We start from the raw sequence: 19,614 nt of genomic DNA, 5'->3' as shown, positions 1-19,614 counted from the left end.
TTTTCTTTTATAAAATAAGGGGCCTGGGCACCGCCCCGCCCCTTTAGGATTCTTTTTTGGGCTTAGCCCGAATTTCTGATAATTACGCGTTGTCGCCTTCTACAACTTCAACCAATTCTTCGATTGATTCTGCAGATGCTGGTTCAGCTGCCAATTCAGCTTCAACTGCTGCTACGCTGTCTTCACCTTGACGGCCTTCGATAATCGCGTCAGCCATTTTAGCTGTGATCAATTTAACAGCGCGGATAGCGTCATCGTTAGCTGGGATAATCACATCGATGTCATCTGGATCAGTGTTGGTGTCCACCATCGCTACAACTGGGATACCCAATTTCTTAGCTTCTTTAACAGCGATTTGCTCTTTGTGTGGGTCAACTACGAACATAACATCTGGAATGCGTGGCATGTCAGCGATACCACCCAAGAATTTTTCAAGACGAGCGCGTTGTTTGTTCAACAATGCTACTTCTTTCTTAGGAAGGACTTCAAAGACGCCTTCTTCTTCCATGCGGTTGATTTCTTTCAAACGAGCGATACGTTTTTGGATTGTTCCCCAGTTTGTAAGAGTTCCACCCAACCAACGGTGGTTGATGAAGTATTGACCTGAACGGATAGCTTCGTCTTTAACTGCTTCTGCAGCTTGTTTCTTCGTACCTACGAAGAGGATAACTGCGTCGTTTGCTGCTGCGTCACGGATGAAATCGTAAGCTTGGTCAGCCAATTTTACAGTTTGTTGCAAGTCGATAACGTGGATACCGTTACGCTCTGTGAAGATGTACTTAGCCATCTTAGGGTTCCAGCGGCGAGTTTGGTGACCGAAGTGTACACCAGCCTCAAGAAGTTGTTTCATTGAAATTACTGCCATGAGTATTTCTCCTTTTTGTTTTTTTCCTCTCCTAGACGTCAGCTCGCAGGCCAACCCGTAGGCAACAGGACCACGATTGGTCATAGGATGAGTATTTGCTGCCGAAGCAACTCTATAATGATACCAAATTTTTTCCCATTTGACAAGGAATTTCCACTTGACGTACGGCTTTTTTTTCGGTAGAATAGTTTCTGTTATGGCGGTATAGCCAAGTGGTAAGGCACGGCTCTGCAAAAGCTTGATCGTCGGTTCAAATCCGTCTACCGCCTTTTTATAACAACACAGCGCCCTCTGGGTGCTTTTTCTTGCCCCAAAAAATCGCCCTCCTACGAGAAGGCGATTTTTTTACTATTACAATTCTGCGATTTGGCTGAGGTTGACCTCGGCAATCGTGTCGTTTCCAAACATGGAGATAATCATCTTCACCTTATGGTTGTCGATTTCGGTAATCTTACCAGTGTAGTCGGTGAAGGCCCCGTCGATAATACGCACTGTATCACCAACTTTAACATCAATGTCAAATTCCTGAACCGTTTGACCCATTGATACCAAGATTTGACGGATTTCTTCTTCTAAGAGCGGGGTTGGTTTTGAGCGGTTACCATGTGAACCTACGAAACCTGTAACGTTTGGAGTATTCCGAACCACAAACCAAGCTTCGTCTGTCATCACCATCTCCACCAAGACATAGCCTGGGAAGCGGTTTTCTTCTACTTCCTTGACCTCGCCATTCTTCTCAACTTGAACTGTCTGTGTAGGGATTTCCACGCGGAGAATATTTTCCAGCATATTGTAGGTGTGGGCACGTTGGAGCAGGTTTTCTTTCACCTTGTTTTCATATCCTGAGTAGGTTTGCAAGACAAACCAGCCTTTATCAAAACTATCGTACATAAGCTATTTCCTTTCTTTTGGAAGCTGCATTTTTAGACGCTAAAAAAAGCCCGAGGGCTTTCGCTTTTCCTTATTATATCACTACAATTTTAGAAATTGCAAGTATTTTCTAGAAAAGATTGATGAGGCTGATTAAGCCTTTTGACAAAACAAGGTCAAAAAGATAAATCACTGCCACGAAGAATGCTGTATATTCAACAACGGATAAGAAATCTTTCCAACTTTGTTTACGGGTTGGCCAAGAAGTATCCTTCAAAATTTGAATCGTATCTTTGAAAAATTTCACGTCTGACTCCTATCTGGTTTCTTTGTGGATGGTATATTGTCCACAATGCTTACAATATTTATTTACTTCTAATCGTGTGGGCTTGGGATTGCTAGAAAGTTTGATTGAGTAATTTCTAGAGCCGCAAACAGCACACGCTAGGCTTGCTTTTTTTAATGCCATAAAGCCCTCCATCCTTAGTATTCTACCATGTTTTTTTTCATTTGACAACTACTGGAACCAACTAATAAAGGTATCCCACAGGGTTTTGGCCCGTTCTGGCAGTTGGGCATCCAAGATATTTTGCTTGGTTTCCTCAATGAGGTTTTGAGCCCGACTGGTGATGTCATTGAGTTGGTCTTGGTTGGTCGCTTGCTCAGACGAGGTATCCTCTTCTGCTATGGAAACAATGCCGTTTTGCACATAGGCATTTTCTACCGTAAACTGGGTGCCTGCTGTGTTGGGCAGGATGGAATTGGCCACCGTTTGAAAGACTGCTGGCGCCTTCCAATAGTTGGAGCTGTCAATATAATGCTGTTCATCGGTTGTTTCAAAGCCGACCCACTGGCTAATCACCAAATCTGGGGTATAGGCGATGTACCATTGATCGTTAACGGCGTTAACATCGAAACTGGTTTCGGTGGTTCCGGTTTTTCCTGCGATGTAGTAGTTGGCTGTATCTGCCACAACCCCTGTACCGTTGGTATAGGTCCCTAGCATCATAGAGGTCATCTTATCTGCAACCGACTTGTCAATGACACGGCTACTGCTTTCCTTGTGGCTGACCAACACTTTTCCGCTGGCTGTTTCGATTCGGGTAATCAGATGGGCGTCTTTCATCACGCCGCCATTTGCAAAGGTCGAGTAGGCTTGAGCCATTTGAAGAGGGTTGGTTGACACGCCGCTTCCGATGGACACACCCAGCACTTTTTCCACATTGCTCATGTCCAGACCAAACTTATCTCCATATTCAAACGCGCGGTCAATCCCCAGTGTATTGACGATAGAGGCTACCGGGAGGTTGTAGGAGAGAGCTAGGGCCTGATACATAGGGATGGATTCGGAAGTGGAGTAATCGTAGTTGTGGAGGGTATAATCTCCGTAGGTTTCGGTGTGGTTGTCCAGTTCCTGATTGATAGACCAACCCGCAGCTACCGCTGGAGCGTAGGCCACTAGGGGTTTGATGGTCGAGCCCGGACTACGGTTGGACTGGGTGGCAAAGTTAAAACTTCGGAAATCTGCATCTTCTGAACTGTTGATGCGTCCAACCAGCGCTCGGACACCACCTGTTGTCGGATCAAGGGCTACGCTGGCTGATTGGGCGTAGGTTCCGTCATAGATGGACTGCGGGAACATGGTTTCATCATTGTAGATGATTTGCATACTGGCCTGGGAATTTTGATCCATCTCGGTGTAGATGCGGTAGCCATTGTTGATGATGTCGCTTTCCTTTAGGCCATAGCGGTCAATGGCTTCTGCGATAACAGCATCGAAATAGGACGGATAACTGTAATTGCTCTGTTTCCCTGCGTAGGCATCGTATAGCTGGCTAGCCAAATCTACCTGAAAACCGGCGTCGGCAGTGGCTTGATCAATATAGCCTGCGTTGACCATGTTTTGCAGGACTGTGTCCCTGCGGTTGACGGCATTTTCTAATGAATAGTAGGGATTGTAAATCTCAGGCCCCTTGAGCAATCCGACAATCATGGCCGCTTGCTCTAGGGTTAATTGACTGGCAGAAACACCAAAATACTTGAGGCTAGCGTCTTCGACACCCCAGACCCCGTTTCCAAAATAGGCGTTGTTGAGGTACATGGTTAGAATTTCTTCCTTGCTGTACTTCTTATTGATTTCAAGTGCCAAAAAGTATTCTCTGGCCTTGCGGCTGATGGTCTGTTCTTGTGTCAAGAAGGCATTTTTAGCCAACTGTTGGGTAATGGTGGAGCCGCCCCCTGATTTTCCAAGGGTCAAAACCGCCAGAATAGTCCGCAAATAGTTAATCCCTGAGTTTTTGTAAAAACTCCTGTCCTCAGTGGCGATGACGGCATTTTCCAGATGATCGGAAATCGCATCAAGTTCCACATAGGTTCCCTTCTGTCCAGACAGGGTACCTGCCTCATTGCCGTCTTTGTCATAGATGACGGTCGTTGCCTTAAGGGCCTGCTGCAAATCACCGACATTCGCTGTCTTTGCTAGATAGAAGAGATAACCCCCAACCGTCAAAATACCGACCCCCAAGATAATCAGCAAAATCTTGGTCAGCTGGTAGCGGCGCCAGAACTTACGAATGGGCTCTGGAATCCGAGATTTTTTCTTGGGCTTATCCGACTGTCCACGATTTCCCCTACGACTGCGGGTTGGGCGCCCCTCGTATTCGGCTTGAAAATCTTCTGGAACTTCAATCGGTTGATGTTGTAAATCGTCCATAGAACACCTCTTTCTAGTGATTTTGTACCATTATACAATATTTTGCTCCAGCTGGCAGAGAAAAACACCAGATTAGACCTGTCACAGCTGACCAGAAGAAAATTTTTTCAAAATGTGATAAAATAAGAACATTCTATACACGAAGGAAGTACCATGACGCACGTTTACGATATTACCATTATTGGGGGCGGGCCGGTCGGACTCTTTACCGCCTTTTATGCCCACCTCCGCAAAGCCAAGGTCAAACTCATCGACTCCCTGCCCCAGCTGGGCGGGCAGCCTGCTATTCTCTATCCTGAAAAGGCCATTTTAGACATCCCTGCCTTTCCAAGTTTGACCGGTCAGGAATTGACTGACAACCTGCTGGCTCAACTGGCCCCCTTTGATACCACTGTCTGTCTTAACGAAACCCTAACAGGTATCGAGCAGGGTGACGTGATAACCCTTACGACCAATAAGGGAATTCATCAGACCAAGGCTCTCATCATCGCCATGGGAGGAGGAGCCTTCAAGCCACGTCCGCTAGAAATTGATGGAGCAGACAACTTTGAGAATGTCCGTTACCATGTTGCCAATATCCAGCAGTATGCAGATCAGGAGATTGTGGTCTTGGGCGGCGGTGATTCTGCCGTAGACTGGTCCTTGGCCTTTGAAGACATTGCCAAAAAAACCAGCATTGTTCACCGCAGGGATAATTTCCGGGCTCTGGAACATAGCGTAGCTGACCTCAAAAATTCTAGCGTTGCCATCCATACTCCTTATGTGCCTAAGGCTTTGGTCGAAGAAAATGGCAGAGCAACCCATATTGAACTGGCCAAGGTCAAGAGCGAGGAAACCCTGACCTTGCCTTTTGATCAGCTCTTTGTCAATTATGGCTTTAAATCTTCTGTTGGAACCCTGAAAGAATGGGGGCTAGACCTCCACCGTCACCGCATCCTCGTCAATAGCAAACAAGAAACCTCCCTACCAGGTGTCTACGCGGTTGGGGACTGCTGCTACTACGAGGGCAAGGTGGATTTGATTGCGACTGGTTTAGGAGAGGCCCCAACAGCTGTCAACAATGCCATGAACCATATCAACCCAGATGAAAAAGTGCAACCAAAGCACTCAACCAGCCTATAAGATGAAAATTACCATTCCTATTCCCCAAGCCTTTCCAGACCTCACGGTCAAGGAGGTCTTGGAAGACTATTTCCTCATTCCGAGAAAAATCCGCCATTTCTTGCGCACCAAGAAACATGTCCGTGTCAACGGCGAGCTGATTAACTGGCAGAGTCCCATCTTGGCGGGTGACTTGCTAGAATTGACCTTTGACGAGGAAGATTACCCCGAAAAAAGCATTCCTCTGGGACAGGCGGACTTGGTGGAGGAACTCTATCAAGATGAGCATCTCATCATCGTCAATAAGCCCGAAGGCATGAAAACACACGGCAATGAACCGAACGAAATCGCTCTGCTCAACCATGTATCGAGCTACGTTGGTCAAACCTGCTATGTGGTCCACAGGCTCGATATGGAGACCAGCGGTGCCATTCTCTTTGCCAAAAATCCCTTTATCCTACCCATTCTCAATCGGCTCTTGGAAGACAAGGTTATCTACCGTGACTACCTAGCCCTCTGCCAAGGCCAGCTAAAAATGACAGACTGGACTATTACCGATAAGATTGGACGGGACCGGCATGACCGCAGAAAGCGAGTGGTGGACAATCGCAAGGGGCAAGCAGCTCTGACGGAGATTCGTCGCCTGGAAACGACCGGCAAAAGCAGTCTGGTCAGCTGCCACCTGCAAACCGGTCGAACCCACCAAATCCGTGTCCATTTAGCCCACCACGGCCATGCCATTATCGGCGATCCGCTTTATAGTACCATTTCCGCACCTCGCCTGATGCTTCATGCCCAAAAATTGAGCTTGACGCATCCCTTGACCTTAGAAAAAATCAGCGTGGAAGCACGATCGGAAAGTTTTGAAAGAGAAGTAAAAAAGACAGGTTTCAACTAACAAAATGAACTGCACCCCCAAAGTTAGACAAAAAATCTAACTTTGGGGGTGTTTTTCTATGAAATTAAGTTACGAAGATAAACTAACGATTTATCAAATGAAGCAAGCTGGCTATTCTTGGTCGCAAATTAGTCAAACCTATAATATCACCGTATCTAATCTTCGCTATATGGTACAACTCATGGATAAATATGGTCCAGAGATTGTCCGTAAGGGAAAAAACAGGTACTACTCACCAGACTTAAAACAAGAAATGATTGACCAAGTTCTCTTAAATGGTTACTCACAACTGGAGGTTTCTTTAAACTATGCCTTGCCAAATCAAGGTATGCTTCCAAATTGGATAGCACAATATAAGAAAAATGGGTATACTATTGTTGAGAAACAACGAGGGAGACCTGCCAAAATGAGACGTAAACCAAAGAAAAAACTTGAGGAGATGACCGAGTTAGAACGTCTCCAACATGAACTAGAGTATCTTAGAGCGGAGAATGCTGTGCTAAAAAAGCTGAGAGAATACCGATTGAGGGACGAAGCAAAGCTCAAAGAGCAACAGAAATCATTCGAGGACTAATTACTGAATTTCCCTTATCGCTATTATTGGCTATCTTAAAGCTAGCTCGCTCAACTTATTATTATCAGCTTAAGCGATTATCAAAGGAAGATAATAATAGTGAGTTAAAAGAGATGATTCAAGCCATCTATACTGAACACAAAGGGCGTTATGGCTATCGCAGAATTCATCTTGAGTTACGCAATCGTGGCTATCGGATTAATCACAAGAAGATTCAGCGCTTGATGAGAGACTTGGGATTAAAGGCAAGGATACGGACTAAACGTCGCTATAATTCCTACAAGGGAGAAGTTGGCAAGAAAGCAGCTAATCTCATCAATCGTCAGTTTAGTGCCTCTCAACCACTTAGAAAGTGCTACACTGATGTCACGGAGTTTTCGATTCCTGCTAGTCATCAGAAATTGTATCTATCACCAGTTCTTGATGGCTATAACAGTGAAATTATCGCTTATAATCTATCAACATCACCGAATTTAAAACAATTAAGAGATATGCTTGAGGAAGCCTTTCCTAAGCAAGATTATCAAGGGGCTATTCTTCATAGTGACCAAGGCTGGCAGTATCAACACAGCTACTATCACCAGTTTCTAAAGGAACACAACATGAAACCGTCTATGTCTCGTAAGGGTAATAGCTTAGATAATGGGATGATGGAATCTTTCTTTGGCACACTTAAGACAGAGATGTTTTATGGATTTGAGAAGAGTTTTCGATCACTAGACCAGTTGAAACAAGCTATTTCAGATTATATTGATTACTACAACAACAGACGTATCAAACTAACATTAAAAGGACTGAGCCCTGTACAATACAGAACTCAATCCTTCACTTAAAATATACTGTCTAACTTTTTGGGGTCACTTCAAAAACCTGTCTTTTTAACTAATCAAAAATATTTCCCAACTCAACAGAAACCTTGTTTTCTTTGACATTGATGTCGGTCACGGCCAAAAGGGATTTGTAGTTGCTCACACTGCGGTCGCCTTTTTGGTTTTCTGCAAATACGGCAACGCCTGCAAGACTGCTGTCAAACTCTGAGAGAAGACTGATCATCCCGTTGATGGTACCTCCGTTTTTCAGGAAGTCGTCTACAATCAGGACGCGGCTGCCAGCCTTGAGACTGCGCTTGGAGAGGAACATTTTCTCGATGCGGTCGCTAGAGCCTGATACATAATTGACCGAAACGGTTGAGCCTTCTGTGATTTTCAAGTCGCGACGAACAATGACAAACGGTACATTGAGAACGTTGGCCACTGCATTCGCCAAAGGAACCCCTTTTGTTGCAACGGTCATAACAGCATCAATCTTTTCATGCTTGAAACTGTCCGCGATAATACGTCCAACATTTTTCAAAATATGGGGAGTAGAAAGCAAGTCGGATGAGTAGATGTAGCCGCCTGGCAGGATACGATTGCTCTCTGCCATCTGCTTGCGTAGCTCTTCAGCGATAGCGATAGACTCTTCCCTTGAGATAGAAGGAGTAAATACAACTCCCCCGCTAGCGCCTGTGATGGTTTCAATCTGGCCGATAGAACTTTGTTCAAAAGCCTTTTTGATAATGGCAATATCTTCTGAAATCGATGATTTTGCCGACTCGTATTTCTCCGCAAAGGTATTCAAGCTGGTCAATTCGTACGGGTGATTGATCAGGTAATTGGAAATCACAACCATACGTTCACTTCTTCTCAACTTCATAATTTGTTTCCTTTTTCACTTTTTTACTATTATAACATAAGGAAAGTAAAAAACGAACCTTTTTTGTCTAAAAGGTTCATCTTTTTCGTTTTATTTATCGTTTTCAGAAAATCCCTGATACCAGCTTGGCACTGTCACCTGCATCCGTCGGTAACAGGACAAAATAGCCTTGGCCTGTTCTCGCATGACGGGCACCTGCAAGGGATCAACCTGATAGGCCCAAGGCAGAGAACCCAGACAATTCGTTGCCACATAAAGCGCCAATAGCTGCCAGAAATCTGAAGGAATGTTGCCCTCAAAATAGCCGTCCAACATGGCGGAAGCTAGAAGTGGCGAAACCTCCACCGTGAAAAAAATCCGATTGAATTCCTCCCAAGGATCTCCGACATCCTGTCGATCAACATCAATTAGATAGACCCGATTGTCCTTACCCAAGAGCATATTGCCGATATGAAAGTCTCCATGTTGGTGGGCAATAGGTCTGCCTTCTAAGAGATGGCGATGCTGCTCCACAAAGTCCACCAAGACCTGCCCGTCCTCGTAGAGTTCTGGACAGGCTTTGTAGGCCTTCAACTTGGCATCAATTTTCTTCTGGTAGAAACTAGACCAGTCCAAGCGGGTTTGATCAATAGCAAGATGATGCAAGTGTTGCAAGGTGCGACCCATTTCCAGACCATGGCGATAAATCTCGTCCGGCGTCAACCGAGCAAGGGAGCTGGACAAATCTTCCCCGTCAATCCACTGGAGTAAGAGGTGCACTTCTTGCCCATTGCAGTCCAGCTCGACCGGAATCGGAAGAGGCAAATTCATTTTTTGAGCCTCTTGCAAGAAAGCAATATTCGCCTGCCTTGCTTCTAGCATGTCCAAGTCTGACACCCTAAGTAAGTAGGCTTGTCCTCGCTCGTCCAAAGCATAGTATTTTTTATCTTTAGACCAGCCCTTGTGTATGGGCCGCATCTCTACCAGACGTGTCTGCACCATCCTAGTCAAGCCTCGGTTTGTAGAACGAGCGATTGTCCATCGCAAAAATACGACTTGTCATCTCTCCAGGAGCTACCTTGTCTAGGGCAGAAAGCATCATCATCATCTCCGCATCGATATTATCAATCATATGGAGGATTTCCGCCTCCATAATCTGTGGACGCACTGGACTGCCGTATTCCAGCTGACCATGATGGCTAAGGATGAGATGGCGCAGCACCGTCACATCTTCGCGGCTATCATCAATGCCCAACTCTACCAATACCTTGGTTATTTCTTCATCAATCAGAGAGATATGGCCAATCAGATTCCCGCGGACAGTGTAGGAGGTATTGTCCGGCCCAGTCAACTCAATCACTTTGGCCAAGTCATGCAGAAGAATCCCCGCAAACAATAGACTCTTGTTAAGCTGAGGGTAGACATCCCCGATCTTATCTGCTAGACGAACCATGGTGGCTGTATGATAAGAAAGACCGGAATAAAAGGCATGGTGATTGGTCTTGGCTGCTGGATAGGAATAAAACTCCTTGTCATACTTGCTGAAAAGAGCGCGAACAATCCGCTGCCAGGTCGCATTTTCAATCCGAAACACAATCTGACTCAAATAATCCCGTGTATCCTTCACGTCTACCGGCAGTTTCTCCTTAAAATCAGCTGGGTCATTGGGTTCGCCTAGTCTTGGTAGGCGCAGGCTAATCTGGTTGACCTGAGGAGTGTTATTGTAAATCTCGCGCCTCCCTTGCATATAGACAACCACACCTGCTACAAAATCCTTGATTTTCCCCGGCTGGGCATCCCAAATTTTTCCCTCAATTTCACCGGTATCGTCCTGGAAGGTCAGGGCTAGATAGTCCTTCCCTGCCCGAGTCTGCCGCACTTCGGCGGCCTTAATCAGATAGAATCCGTCAAAGAATTCATCTGCCTTCATCTGGTTAATCTTCATCTAATTCCTCATTCATTTCTGCTAATTGTAGTAGACTTTTAGTCTGCTCATCTTCGTACAATTCAATCGTCCGTAAGGTTCGTTCAATGGCGTTGGTGCGGGTCGTCAAGAGTTTATCAATGTTGCTGCTGGCCTGATTAAGCTGTTTTTGAGCCTTTAGCAAGAGGTCGCTGAACTTGCCAAACTCCAATTTGACATTGCCCAAGACCTTGCTGATGTCATCAGCTGACTTTTGGATATTCAATGTCTTAAAACCAACTGACAGGGAATTCAATAGGGCAGAGAGGGTGCTTGGCCCAGCTACTACGATATTTTCCTGACGGCGTAACTCGTCAAAGAAGATGGGATTGCGTACCACTTCTGAATAAAGTCCTTCTGTTGGCAAGAAAAGAATACCGAAATTGGTTGTTTGAGGAGGTTGGAGATACTTGCTTTGGATGTCCTTGGCAAAACGTTTGATGGCAGCCAGAAGATTTTTCCGGTTCAGCTCAATCTGCTCCTTATCTCCCGCTTCATAAGCCTCTTCTAAGCGGTAGTAATCTGCCAACGGAAACTTGGAGTCAATGGGCAGATAGACATACTCGTTTTCTGTCAGCCCCGGCAACTTGATTGCATACTCAACTCGCTCACTGGAGCCCTTGACTGTCGCAAATTCTCTCTCGTACTGACTCGGCGTCAGAATATCTTCGATAATTTGTCCCAGTTGCAACTCACCCATAATGCCCCGGCTTTTGGTTCCTGAGAGAACCTTGTTGAGGCTGCCGACATCACGCGCCACATTTTGCATCTCTCCTAGACCGCGGTTGACAGACTCCAGCTGCTTCGATACGGTTTCAAAGGAAGCTTGCAGTCGGGTTTGAAGGGTCTTCTCCAACTTTTCTTCCACCGTCTGCCGCATTTCTTCCAAACGTTTGTCATTAGACTCCTGAATGGCCACCAGTCGGCGGTCGGTGGAATCACGATTTTGGAGCAGGCTCTGGTGAATATCCTGTCGAATTTCGGTTAAGTGTTGATATAGTTCACGGCGTAGCTCGGTCACTTCCTGACTGAGCTTTTGGGCTTGCTGATAACCATGACTCTCCAACTGGTAGGTCAGCTGGTCGGACAAGTGGTCTGCTGTTGTTTCTGCCTGATCTTGTGCTTGATTGCTGAGTTGCTGCAGTTTGATATAGACTAGACCTACCCCAAAAACCAACAAGACCAGCATTCCTAAAAGTAGAAATTCCATTCTACCTCCTATCTTTACTGTATATGACAATGACATAGCCCTTATCTAGGCCGATGTTCATCTCCCTATCTATAAATTCGTTAGAAGCGTAGCATTTTTTTAAAAAATAGTGAGCTTCATCTAAGGGATACTTGGCTCCCCAAATACTCAGACGACCTCCTCCTTCTGGCATAAAGGAAACGTAGGTCATATCCTTCTGAGGAAACAGGCGATGCTGACCTGCAGGATAAAAACGGACTAGATTGAGCTTGTCGACCAACTCGATTTGCCTCATAAAAGGTGCCAAAGCTGGCTCACTAGCTAAAAAGAGGTTGGCCATCATGTGATCCAGACGACCTCCAAAGGCCCCATAAATCGTAACCTGAGCCTCAGGATAGCGCTGAAAAACCTCTTTCAAGGCCAACTCTAAATCTGTATCATCCTTCTCTGCAGGCGCTTGGATAACTAACCTTGCCTGAGCCTGAACTCTTGCCAACTCCTCTTTAGAAATCGAGTCAAAATCTCCAACCGCTATGTCTAAGGGAAGACCGTTGTCCAACAGAGCAAGACAGCCCGCATCCACCCCGATGTAGCCATCATAAGCCGTTGGCAGCAATTCCAAATCTCCGCCTGCTACTACTGCTAGCTTAGTCATGAAGAGCTGCTCGCAGACTAGCTACATTGGCTTCCAAATCTCCCTTAAAGAGATAGGACCCCGCCACAAAGACATTAGCTCCCGCGGCCTTAGCAGAGCGAATCGTCTTGTCATCAATTCCGCCGTCTACTTCAATATCAAACTGCAACTGTTTTGCATGGCGTAAAGCCACCAAGTCCGCAATTTTCTCGGCTACTTCTGGAATATAGGCTTGTCCTCCAAAACCGGGATTAACCGTCATTAAAAGAACCTGGTCAACCAAGTTAAGCACTGGTTCGATGGTAACTAGTGGGGTTCCTGGGTTGATGACCACTCCAACTTTCATTCCGGCCGCTCGAATTTTTTGAAGAGTTCCATGCAGGTGAACGGTCGCTTCTGCGTGAATGGTTAGAATATCTGCACCGGCACGCGCAAAACTGTCAATATGATTTTCAGGATTGGACACCATGAGGTGGCAGTCGAAAACCAACTTGCTGTGAGGACGCATAGCAGCTACCACATCCGCGCCAAAACTGATATTGGGTACAAAATGACCGTCCATGATGTCAATATGCACATACTCTACGCCAGTTGCTTCTAAGCGTTTGAGTTCTTTTTCAAAATTGGCGTAGTCTGCTGCGAGGATGGATGGAGCGATTTTATAATGTGACATAGGAGCCTACTTTCTATTTGATTTTCTTGCTGACTTTTTTGAAGGTTTCCCGGCGATTTTGAATTTCACTCAGGAACTGCAGGTAATTATCATAGCGGCTTTGGGAAATCATTCCCTCTTCCACCCGTGGTTTAACACCGCAGTCAGGTTCATGAGTATGGGTACACGTTCGAAACTTACAGAATTGACTGGCTTCAACCAGTTCTGGGAAGCAGTCATTCAGCGCTTCCGCTTCCTTGACTTCATAATCAAGCGAGGAGAAGCCCGGGGTATCCGCAATTTTCCCTCCATAGACAGGATAAAAACTGACTGCCCGTGTCGTATGGCGGCCCCGACCGAGACTGTCTGAAATTTCTCCCGTTTCCAGATTGAGTTCTGGGACTAGTTTGTTGAGCAAGGTTGACTTTCCGACACCGGTCTGACCCATAAAGACTGTTAACTTGTCTTTCAAAAGGGGAATCAGACTGTTCAGTTCATACAGGAAGGGATAGCCGATTTGTTCATAGACAGCCTTGTAGTTATCCAGCTCTGTTCGATCGTCCACCAAGTCTAACTTGGTAATATAGATGATGGGGGCAATGGCCTTTTGCTCCAAAAGAACCAAAAAGCGGTCCAGGAGATTGGCGTTGAAATCAGGCTCCTTGGCCGACATGATGACTACCGCCTGATCAATGTTGACAATGGGCGGTCTGACCAGACTGTTCTTCCGTTCATGAATCTTGAGGATGTAGCCTTCGGAATTTTCCTCAGCAGAAAAATCGACCACATCACCTACATAAGGGGTCTGACCCTTCTTGCGGAAATTTCCCCGCGCTCGTGTTTGGTAAACCTGTCCCTGCGACTCGACATAGTAGAAGCCTGCCAGAGCCTTGATAATTGTACCTTTCAAATGAACTCCTTCAACCTTTTCTTTCCCCCTATTATATCAAAATTCTAGGCAAATAACTGTAAATAGGAATGTTTTCCTTTCCCAGAGAATTTTTTCACCCCTACCCCTAGCCAAGTCTAGAAAAAAATAGTATAATAAAACATACGCGGAGGTGGTGGAACGGCAGACACGCATGCTTCAGGCGCATGTGCCCATCGGGTGTGAGGGTTCAAATCCCTTCCTCCGCATTATAAACAAGAAACCCAAGTCAGATTACTGGCTTGGGTTTTGCTTATCTAGCATATTTGGGGTTGGCTAAGCCAAGAGCTGAATCACGGTCCCATCCTGTAAGCTTGGAAGGCTTTCCCCTTCAACATGGAGGGTGCCCGGAAGGCTTCCTGCGCGGGAACCATCAAAATGAATACTGATATGACCGAGGTTGCGAAGATTCTTCTCCACTACGTTACCAACAGCTGTAATCACAAACTCCTGCTGGTCTATCCGGAGTTTTCCCCCAACTGGAATACTGCCTTTTAGGTCCTTGTTATCAATGGTAAAACAAAATTCTGCAAGGTCTGCAGGGGCGCCCTCGCCGAAGAGGATCAACATATTTGCCCCTTCAATCATCCCGAGCGCTTCTGGTCCAATGGCGACCACTCTAGTTTCAAAAATTACTGACATGTCTTTCCTCTTTTTTCTGTCATTGGCTGGTGAGAGTAGGAGTGGGTTCTAGAAACGAGCCCACTCTTTTCTTCACCTCTATTATACTCTTTTCCTTTCTTTTTGAAAGAAAGAATCTTATTGGTAGAGACCGATGGAGGCAATCCAAGCCGCTACGACACGGGGAACGCCACTCAAGAAGCGAGAGTAGAGAACAGAGGGAACCCCAACTTCAACAGTCTCCGCTTCTGCTTCTGATAAACCTAGGGCAACGGGGATAAAGTCACAACCATTTTGCGTATTGATGGCAAAGAGGGCTGGGAGAGCCATTTGTGGCGGAATATTGCCCTTGCCGATTTCCACACCGATCAGGGTTCCGATGATTTGAGAGATGACCGCACCAGGTCCAAGCAGGGGTGAAAGGAAGGGCAGCGAACAGATGAAGCCGATGATGATGAGGCCCCACACATTTCCTGCCAGGGGAACCATGAGTTTGGCAATCCAATTCCCCACGCCAGAGCCATTGATAACCCCAATCAAGAGGGAAACAAAAGCCATGAAGGGCAGGATGGTATTGAGCATAGTTTGGATGGCATCGCGGGCTGCCTGGTTAAAGATGGCAACAACCTTACCAGCCCCCATCCCGATGCGGGCTACAAAACTGGATTCTGCCCGTTGTTCGGTAATTTTCTTGCTGGTGTCATAGGTCCCAACCTTTGGCTCTACCGCCACTGGCCTTGCTTCGACTGCAGATTCCCCCGTTGCTGAAATCTGGTCCAGCCCCACTGCTGACACATAAATATCTTCTGTGATGTATTGGGCCAAGGGGCCAGACTTGCCAGTCGCTACGATGTTGATGGTCGGAATCCCTTTTTTCGGATAGATGCCACAACGAAGAGTGCCTCCACAATCTACGATGGCTAGGGCAATTTCTTCATCTGGGATGGATGTCTTGAAGCCATTGACGGCTTCCATCCCAGTCAAAGCGGCAATCTTATCCACAATCTCAGGCTTTTCACCGCCGCCAGTAATATAAATAAACTTATGTTTTTCTTCCGTTGGGGTAATCACGAGAGGACCGCCAAATCCACCGCTACCTTTGACAACTTTGATGCTTTGATATGCCATGATTGTTCTCCTTCGTCCTTTTCTAGTTCAATGTTTTGCTGAGGGTCACGCCCTGTTGCTTGCAGACCCAGGCAGTCGTAAAGTCTGTTATCCAGCCTGCAAAGAAGTTCATAACCAAGCCCACCAAGAGATAGCGAATGGCCAAATCCATGGTGCTCAGGCCCAGGGTTTCAATGCCTGATGCGATCCCTAGCCAAACGAAGAGCTCTCCTGGATTGATATGGGGAAATACCCCGTTAGAGGTGTGGCAAAACTGCATCTGGGAGGCAACATAGCTTGGCTTGTAAAATTCGGGCATAAAGCGCCCCATTGAAATGGCCATGGGATTTCCCAGCATAAAGGCTGAAATGAAAGGTAAAATCATATAGCGACTGATGGGGTTCTTAGCAGACACCTGGGCCAGCTTATTGACCTTTTCTTCCCCAAGAATGGCAATGAGGGCGTTCATGGCCACCAGGAGCATGAGAACGACCGGTACAATGCCTGTCATCCAGGAAATAAAGGTTTCTCCTCCCAGTTGGAAGAGGCGCATAAAGCCTTCCGCAAAGTTAATAATGAAATCCATACTAAACTCCTTTTCTTCGAGCTTTCCTCGATTGTCTTAAGATTTTTTGAAATGATATTTGAAACGCGACAGTAAGTACTTGGCATTGGTCGTCACATCCAAGGCCGAGCCATATTTTGGAACATCCTGATAGTTGCCAGCTTCCACGCGGAGAAAGACCTCACGCGCATCCTCTATGGCTATCTGAAGCAGCTTATTTTCCTGGCGTACCAAGGGATTGTAGCAATCCAGATAGTGGATGTCCTGCCCGATATAGGCTGGCATGTCCTTGAAACGAGCCAGGATGGTCACTCCCTGCATCTTTTTCGCAGCCAGCACTTTTCCCTCCCTATCCAGGGCAAAGAGGACAATAGTGCCAGACTGAATCTTGCCAGAACGCCGTCCGATGGCAACCCGGCCCAGTTTCCTCAACTGACCATAGGTGACATTGAAGTTTTTGAGCTGTTTCAAGCCAAGGAGGATCTGCAGGACATAGGCTGCCGCGCAAAATGCTCCAAACAGTATCATGCTGTTCATTTAAAAGACTCCTTTACTTCGTGTAAATGCAAGGAACTCTGCCTCTGTTGCCACCTTTTTCAGGTCCCCTTTGAGAGAGGCGTCACTCGCAATCCTGAAAATGTCATCGTACAATTCCAGCAACTCCGTTTCCATCTGGTCTTGGACTTGTTGGGGAATGGCGACTAAAAAGATCAACTCCACCACCCCTAGCTCATCTTGAAGAGGCTGATCCAAGATCCCCAACATGAGAATGGTCTGGCCCTCTTTTTGATTGATGGTGTGGGGAAAACCAATCCCATTTCCAAAGATAGTGGACTGCTGCAACTCCCGATTTAGGGTCCGGTCCAGAAACTGACTGTCCACCAGACCCTCCCTTTCCAGACTAGCCACCATCTTTTCCAAATAGGCCTGATAGCTGGCTTCCTCAGAAAGACGGGCAAATTTCAAGGTGATGGTCTCCAGGTTTTTCTGATGGTAACGATTCACCCGCTGCCACTCATCCTTTAACCACTGATCATCAAAGAGCTTTGTCAGATGGACCACCGGGGATTTCAATCCCGTCAGCTTGAGGGGGATGGTCGTAAAAATGGCGAAATAATCGTCATCCTCTAGCGGATTAAATTCTTCCTCTGAATACTGGGAGATGCTAATTCCCTGACCCAGAACCCGCCTCAGTTGCCGGCAAATCATGTTGGAAGTTCCCCGACCGGTCGTACAAACCACCGCAATCTTTCGTGTTCGCAACTGCTTGTCCGACTCTTCTTCTCGCAAGGCCAATTCAAAATAGAGGGCCATATAGCTCAACTCAGAGAGGGCCAGTTGATAGCCAACGGATTGCTGCAATTCTTGGGCAGCAACCTTGGCCATCTCAAAGGCCAAGGGGTATCTGTTGGGAATGTCCCCATGGAAAATATCCTTGGCCTGCGCATGAAAGATGAGGCGATGGAGGAGAAACTTCAAGTGCCGGTGCATTTCAACATACAAGTTTTCCTCGTTAAAGGTCACCAGCAGGGTTTCCTTGACCTTTTGGACCATTTTTTGGAAAAGGGCCAAGAGTTCTCTGCTCGGACTGGGACGATAGGGCAGCCCATCGATATACTGGATATGGAGGGGAAAACTGATAAAGTCCTGCTCATACTGGCTGAGGGAGAGGTGGTAGGTCATCTCGATATGGTAGACCAACTGGTGCACCAGGTCTGAATCAGCCAGTTCATTGGTATAGTAGGCAAGGGGTTGCTGCAGCTGTTGCCGCCTCCGCAGGCGAGCAATCGTAATGGCAATCACCTTTGTGAGCAAGTCCTGGGTCTTCTTGGGCAGCTTGAAGGTCTGATACAAGTCCTCTAAGAAGCACTGGCTTTCCTCCGTCAAACTGTCCGAGTCAAAGTAGGCATAGACATGGTGGATATAGAAGAGCCGCAAGTTCAGTTCTGAGCCAGAAACTTCTAGTCCTCGATTGGGTCTTCCTAGGATGTTCACCTGATAGGCTGCTGCCAAGTCCTTGACCTACCGCAAATCCTTGTTGATGGTGGTTCGACTCACCCCAATTTCTTCTGCTAAGTCATCAATCAGCAGTGGTTGGGAACTGCGAACCAGCCGTCTGATTAAGTAGGAAGTCCGTTTGCTGGAGGAATTAAAATCACTTCCCTTGCGCAAACTCCCTGCCAGGATATCTTCTAGCCTCCGATAATCATAGACTTCCAGGCTGACCAGCTGACCTTCCTGTTTGATTTGCAGGTCTGAATCCAGCAGTTCGTTGAGCTGTTCAATACTTTTTTGCAGGGTAGACAGGCTGATATTCAAATCTGAGCGCAACTCTTCCAGGGTCAGACGCTGCTGGGTCACTAAGAGTTCTAAGATACGATACCAACGATTGACTACTGCCACTTTTCTACCTCAACTTTTATCCTCGGGTTTTGCCACCCGCTACATTTGTTGTAATTCCTGTGATATAACTAGACCGATCCGAGATGTAATAGGCCACCAGGTCTGCCACCTCACGCAACTGCCCGCTGCGACCTAGGGGAGTCGTGCTGGTGGAGGCATAGCCTGCCCGTATCTCATCTACTGTCTTTCCTCTAGTATAGCCCAGCGCCTCCTCATAGGCAAGGGTCCGCAAACCTGTTGCTTCCATAATGCCTGGTGCAACACCCACGACGCGGACATTGTACTTGCCCAACTCTTTTGCCCAAGAACGGGTATAACTATAGACCGCAGCCTTTGTAGCTGCATAGGCACTCTGGCCTTCCGAACCTTCCAGACCAGCTTCCGAAGCCATATTGATGATGACTCCCTTACCCTTTTCGACCAAAATCCGGCCAACGGCCTGGCTGACCAAGTAGAGCCCCTTTTGGTTGATCATGGTGATTTTCTCAAATGTCGCATCATCCAATTCATATGGACCATGGGGATTCTTGGGATCCACTAAAAGTCTGGGAATGTTGATTCCCGCATTATTGACAACCGCATCAATGGTTCCAAAACGCTCCACCGTGGCTGAAACAGCCGCCTCTACCTGCTCCCTGGAGGTCACATCGACCTTCTGAAAGAAGAGGTTTTCATGGCTTTCTCCATTGTCCGCAATGTCAAAATTAGCCACCTTAAGGCCCAATTCCAGCAGTTCATCTACTATGGCCTTCCCGATACCCGAGGAAGCCCCTGTGACCACCACTGTTTTACCAGCAATATTTAACCAATCTGCCATTTTTGTCCTCCTTTTGTAATCTATTGATTGACAAGTCTAG

At 46.7% G+C, this 19,614-nt stretch carries 20 protein-coding genes, 2 tRNA genes and 1 pseudogene; 5 read left to right on the top strand and 18 right to left on the bottom strand.

Annotation, left to right across the window (positions count from 1 at the left end; genetic code table 11):
• Positions 1–82: 82 nt before the first annotated feature.
• Positions 83–865: a 30S ribosomal protein S2 gene (gene rpsB / locus INT76_RS08190; protein WP_212569958.1), complete on the bottom strand. Its 783-nt coding sequence runs from the start codon at positions 863–865 to the stop codon at positions 83–85.
• A 198-nt stretch (positions 866–1,063) separates the two neighbouring features.
• Here rpsB and INT76_RS08185 point away from each other — a divergent pair.
• A tRNA-Cys gene (locus INT76_RS08185) sits at positions 1,064–1,134 on the top strand.
• 82 nt (positions 1,135–1,216) lie between these two features.
• Here the strand turns inward: INT76_RS08185 and nusG are convergent.
• The 4 genes from nusG to pbp2a all read right to left on the bottom strand — a co-directional run bounded on the left by nusG (position 1,217) and on the right by pbp2a (position 4,448).
• Positions 1,217–1,756 carry a transcription termination/antitermination protein NusG gene (gene nusG, locus INT76_RS08180; RefSeq protein ID WP_212569957.1) on the bottom strand — a complete coding sequence of 180 codons (540 nt, stop codon included), beginning with the start codon at positions 1,754–1,756 and terminating at the stop codon, positions 1,217–1,219.
• 109 nt (positions 1,757–1,865) lie between these two features.
• On the bottom strand, positions 1,866–2,042 hold the full coding sequence (gene secE / locus INT76_RS08175) for a preprotein translocase subunit SecE (RefSeq protein WP_212569956.1): 177 nt from the start codon (positions 2,040–2,042) through the stop codon (positions 1,866–1,868).
• A gap of 9 nt (positions 2,043–2,051) precedes the next feature.
• Positions 2,052–2,204 carry a 50S ribosomal protein L33 gene (gene rpmG / locus INT76_RS08170; protein WP_075099028.1) on the bottom strand — a complete coding sequence of 51 codons (153 nt, stop codon included), beginning with the start codon at positions 2,202–2,204 and terminating at the stop codon, positions 2,052–2,054.
• 48 nt (positions 2,205–2,252) lie between these two features.
• Entirely contained in the window at positions 2,253–4,448 is a 2,196-nt protein-coding gene (pbp2a, locus tag INT76_RS08165) for a penicillin-binding protein PBP2A (protein WP_212569955.1), read from the bottom strand.
• Positions 4,449–4,601: 153 nt separating this feature from the next.
• Here pbp2a and INT76_RS08160 point away from each other — a divergent pair, with 153 nt between their 5' ends.
• The 3 genes from INT76_RS08160 (at position 4,602) to INT76_RS08150 (ending at position 7,854) form a co-directional block, all read left to right on the top strand.
• Entirely contained in the window at positions 4,602–5,570 is a 969-nt protein-coding gene (locus tag INT76_RS08160; protein ID WP_212569954.1) for an NAD(P)/FAD-dependent oxidoreductase, read from the top strand.
• A gap of 1 nt (position 5,571) precedes the next feature.
• Positions 5,572–6,447: an RluA family pseudouridine synthase gene (locus INT76_RS08155; RefSeq protein WP_212569953.1), complete on the top strand. Its 876-nt coding sequence runs from the start codon at positions 5,572–5,574 to the stop codon at positions 6,445–6,447.
• A 58-nt stretch (positions 6,448–6,505) separates the two neighbouring features.
• A protein-coding gene (locus tag INT76_RS08150; protein WP_212569952.1) for an IS3 family transposase occupies positions 6,506–7,854 on the top strand; the annotation gives its coding sequence in 2 pieces (ribosomal slippage) (positions 6,506–6,956 and positions 6,956–7,854; 1,350 coding nt in all).
• A gap of 49 nt (positions 7,855–7,903) precedes the next feature.
• Here INT76_RS08150 and purR read toward each other — a convergent pair.
• The 7 genes from purR to rsgA all read right to left on the bottom strand — a co-directional run bounded on the left by purR (position 7,904) and on the right by rsgA (position 14,043).
• The gene (purR, locus tag INT76_RS08145) at positions 7,904–8,716 is read right to left on the bottom strand and encodes a pur operon repressor (RefSeq protein ID WP_212569951.1); all 813 of its coding nucleotides are present in this window, start codon (positions 8,714–8,716) and stop codon (positions 7,904–7,906) included.
• Between the two features lie 90 nt (positions 8,717–8,806).
• On the bottom strand, positions 8,807–9,697 hold the full coding sequence (locus INT76_RS08140; RefSeq protein ID WP_212569950.1) for an aminoglycoside phosphotransferase family protein: 891 nt from the start codon (positions 9,695–9,697) through the stop codon (positions 8,807–8,809).
• Between the two features lies 1 nt (position 9,698).
• Entirely contained in the window at positions 9,699–10,640 is a 942-nt protein-coding gene (locus INT76_RS08135) for a 3'-5' exoribonuclease YhaM family protein (protein ID WP_212569949.1), read from the bottom strand.
• On the bottom strand, positions 10,630–11,868 hold the full coding sequence (locus tag INT76_RS08130) for a DNA recombination protein RmuC (protein ID WP_212569948.1): 1,239 nt from the start codon (positions 11,866–11,868) through the stop codon (positions 10,630–10,632). Before INT76_RS08130 ends, INT76_RS08135 begins: the two co-directional genes overlap by 11 nt.
• 1 nt (position 11,869) lies before the next feature.
• The gene (locus INT76_RS08125; protein ID WP_212569947.1) at positions 11,870–12,502 is read right to left on the bottom strand and encodes a thiamine diphosphokinase; all 633 of its coding nucleotides are present in this window, start codon (positions 12,500–12,502) and stop codon (positions 11,870–11,872) included.
• Entirely contained in the window at positions 12,495–13,154 is a 660-nt protein-coding gene (gene rpe, locus INT76_RS08120; RefSeq protein WP_212569946.1) for a ribulose-phosphate 3-epimerase, read from the bottom strand. The genes INT76_RS08125 and rpe overlap by 8 nt, the downstream gene beginning before the upstream one ends.
• A gap of 13 nt (positions 13,155–13,167) precedes the next feature.
• Positions 13,168–14,043: a ribosome small subunit-dependent GTPase A gene (gene rsgA / locus INT76_RS08115; RefSeq protein WP_212569945.1), complete on the bottom strand. Its 876-nt coding sequence runs from the start codon at positions 14,041–14,043 to the stop codon at positions 13,168–13,170.
• Between the two features lie 145 nt (positions 14,044–14,188).
• Here rsgA and INT76_RS08110 point away from each other — a divergent pair.
• Positions 14,189–14,270 (top strand) — tRNA-Leu (locus INT76_RS08110).
• 67 nt (positions 14,271–14,337) lie between these two features.
• On the opposite strand, the gene INT76_RS08105 is transcribed toward INT76_RS08110, so the two are convergent.
• The 6 genes and pseudogenes from INT76_RS08105 to INT76_RS08080 all read right to left on the bottom strand — a co-directional run bounded on the left by INT76_RS08105 (position 14,338) and on the right by INT76_RS08080 (position 19,574).
• Positions 14,338–14,703, bottom strand: a complete 366-nt coding sequence (locus INT76_RS08105) for a PTS glucitol/sorbitol transporter subunit IIA (RefSeq protein ID WP_212569944.1) — start codon at positions 14,701–14,703, stop codon at positions 14,338–14,340.
• 117 nt (positions 14,704–14,820) lie between these two features.
• The gene (srlE, locus tag INT76_RS08100) at positions 14,821–15,810 is read right to left on the bottom strand and encodes a PTS glucitol/sorbitol transporter subunit IIB (RefSeq protein WP_212569943.1); all 990 of its coding nucleotides are present in this window, start codon (positions 15,808–15,810) and stop codon (positions 14,821–14,823) included.
• A gap of 22 nt (positions 15,811–15,832) precedes the next feature.
• Entirely contained in the window at positions 15,833–16,375 is a 543-nt protein-coding gene (gene srlA / locus INT76_RS08095) for a PTS glucitol/sorbitol transporter subunit IIC (RefSeq protein WP_124776571.1), read from the bottom strand.
• A gap of 36 nt (positions 16,376–16,411) precedes the next feature.
• Positions 16,412–16,891 (bottom strand): transcriptional regulator GutM, encoded by a 480-nt coding sequence (locus INT76_RS08090; RefSeq protein WP_212569942.1) that lies wholly within the window; start codon positions 16,889–16,891, stop codon positions 16,412–16,414.
• A pseudogene (locus INT76_RS08085) lies at positions 16,892–18,757 on the bottom strand (BglG family transcription antiterminator).
• Between the two features lie 16 nt (positions 18,758–18,773).
• Positions 18,774–19,574: an SDR family oxidoreductase gene (locus tag INT76_RS08080; protein ID WP_018166679.1), complete on the bottom strand. Its 801-nt coding sequence runs from the start codon at positions 19,572–19,574 to the stop codon at positions 18,774–18,776.
• Between the last annotated feature and the right edge of the window lie 40 nt (positions 19,575–19,614).

Source organism: Streptococcus oriscaviae (genome assembly GCF_018137985.1).
GTDB classification, from domain to species: Bacteria; Bacillota; Bacilli; order Lactobacillales; family Streptococcaceae; genus Streptococcus; species Streptococcus oriscaviae.
This window is presented reverse-complemented; position numbering and strand designations above follow the sequence as displayed.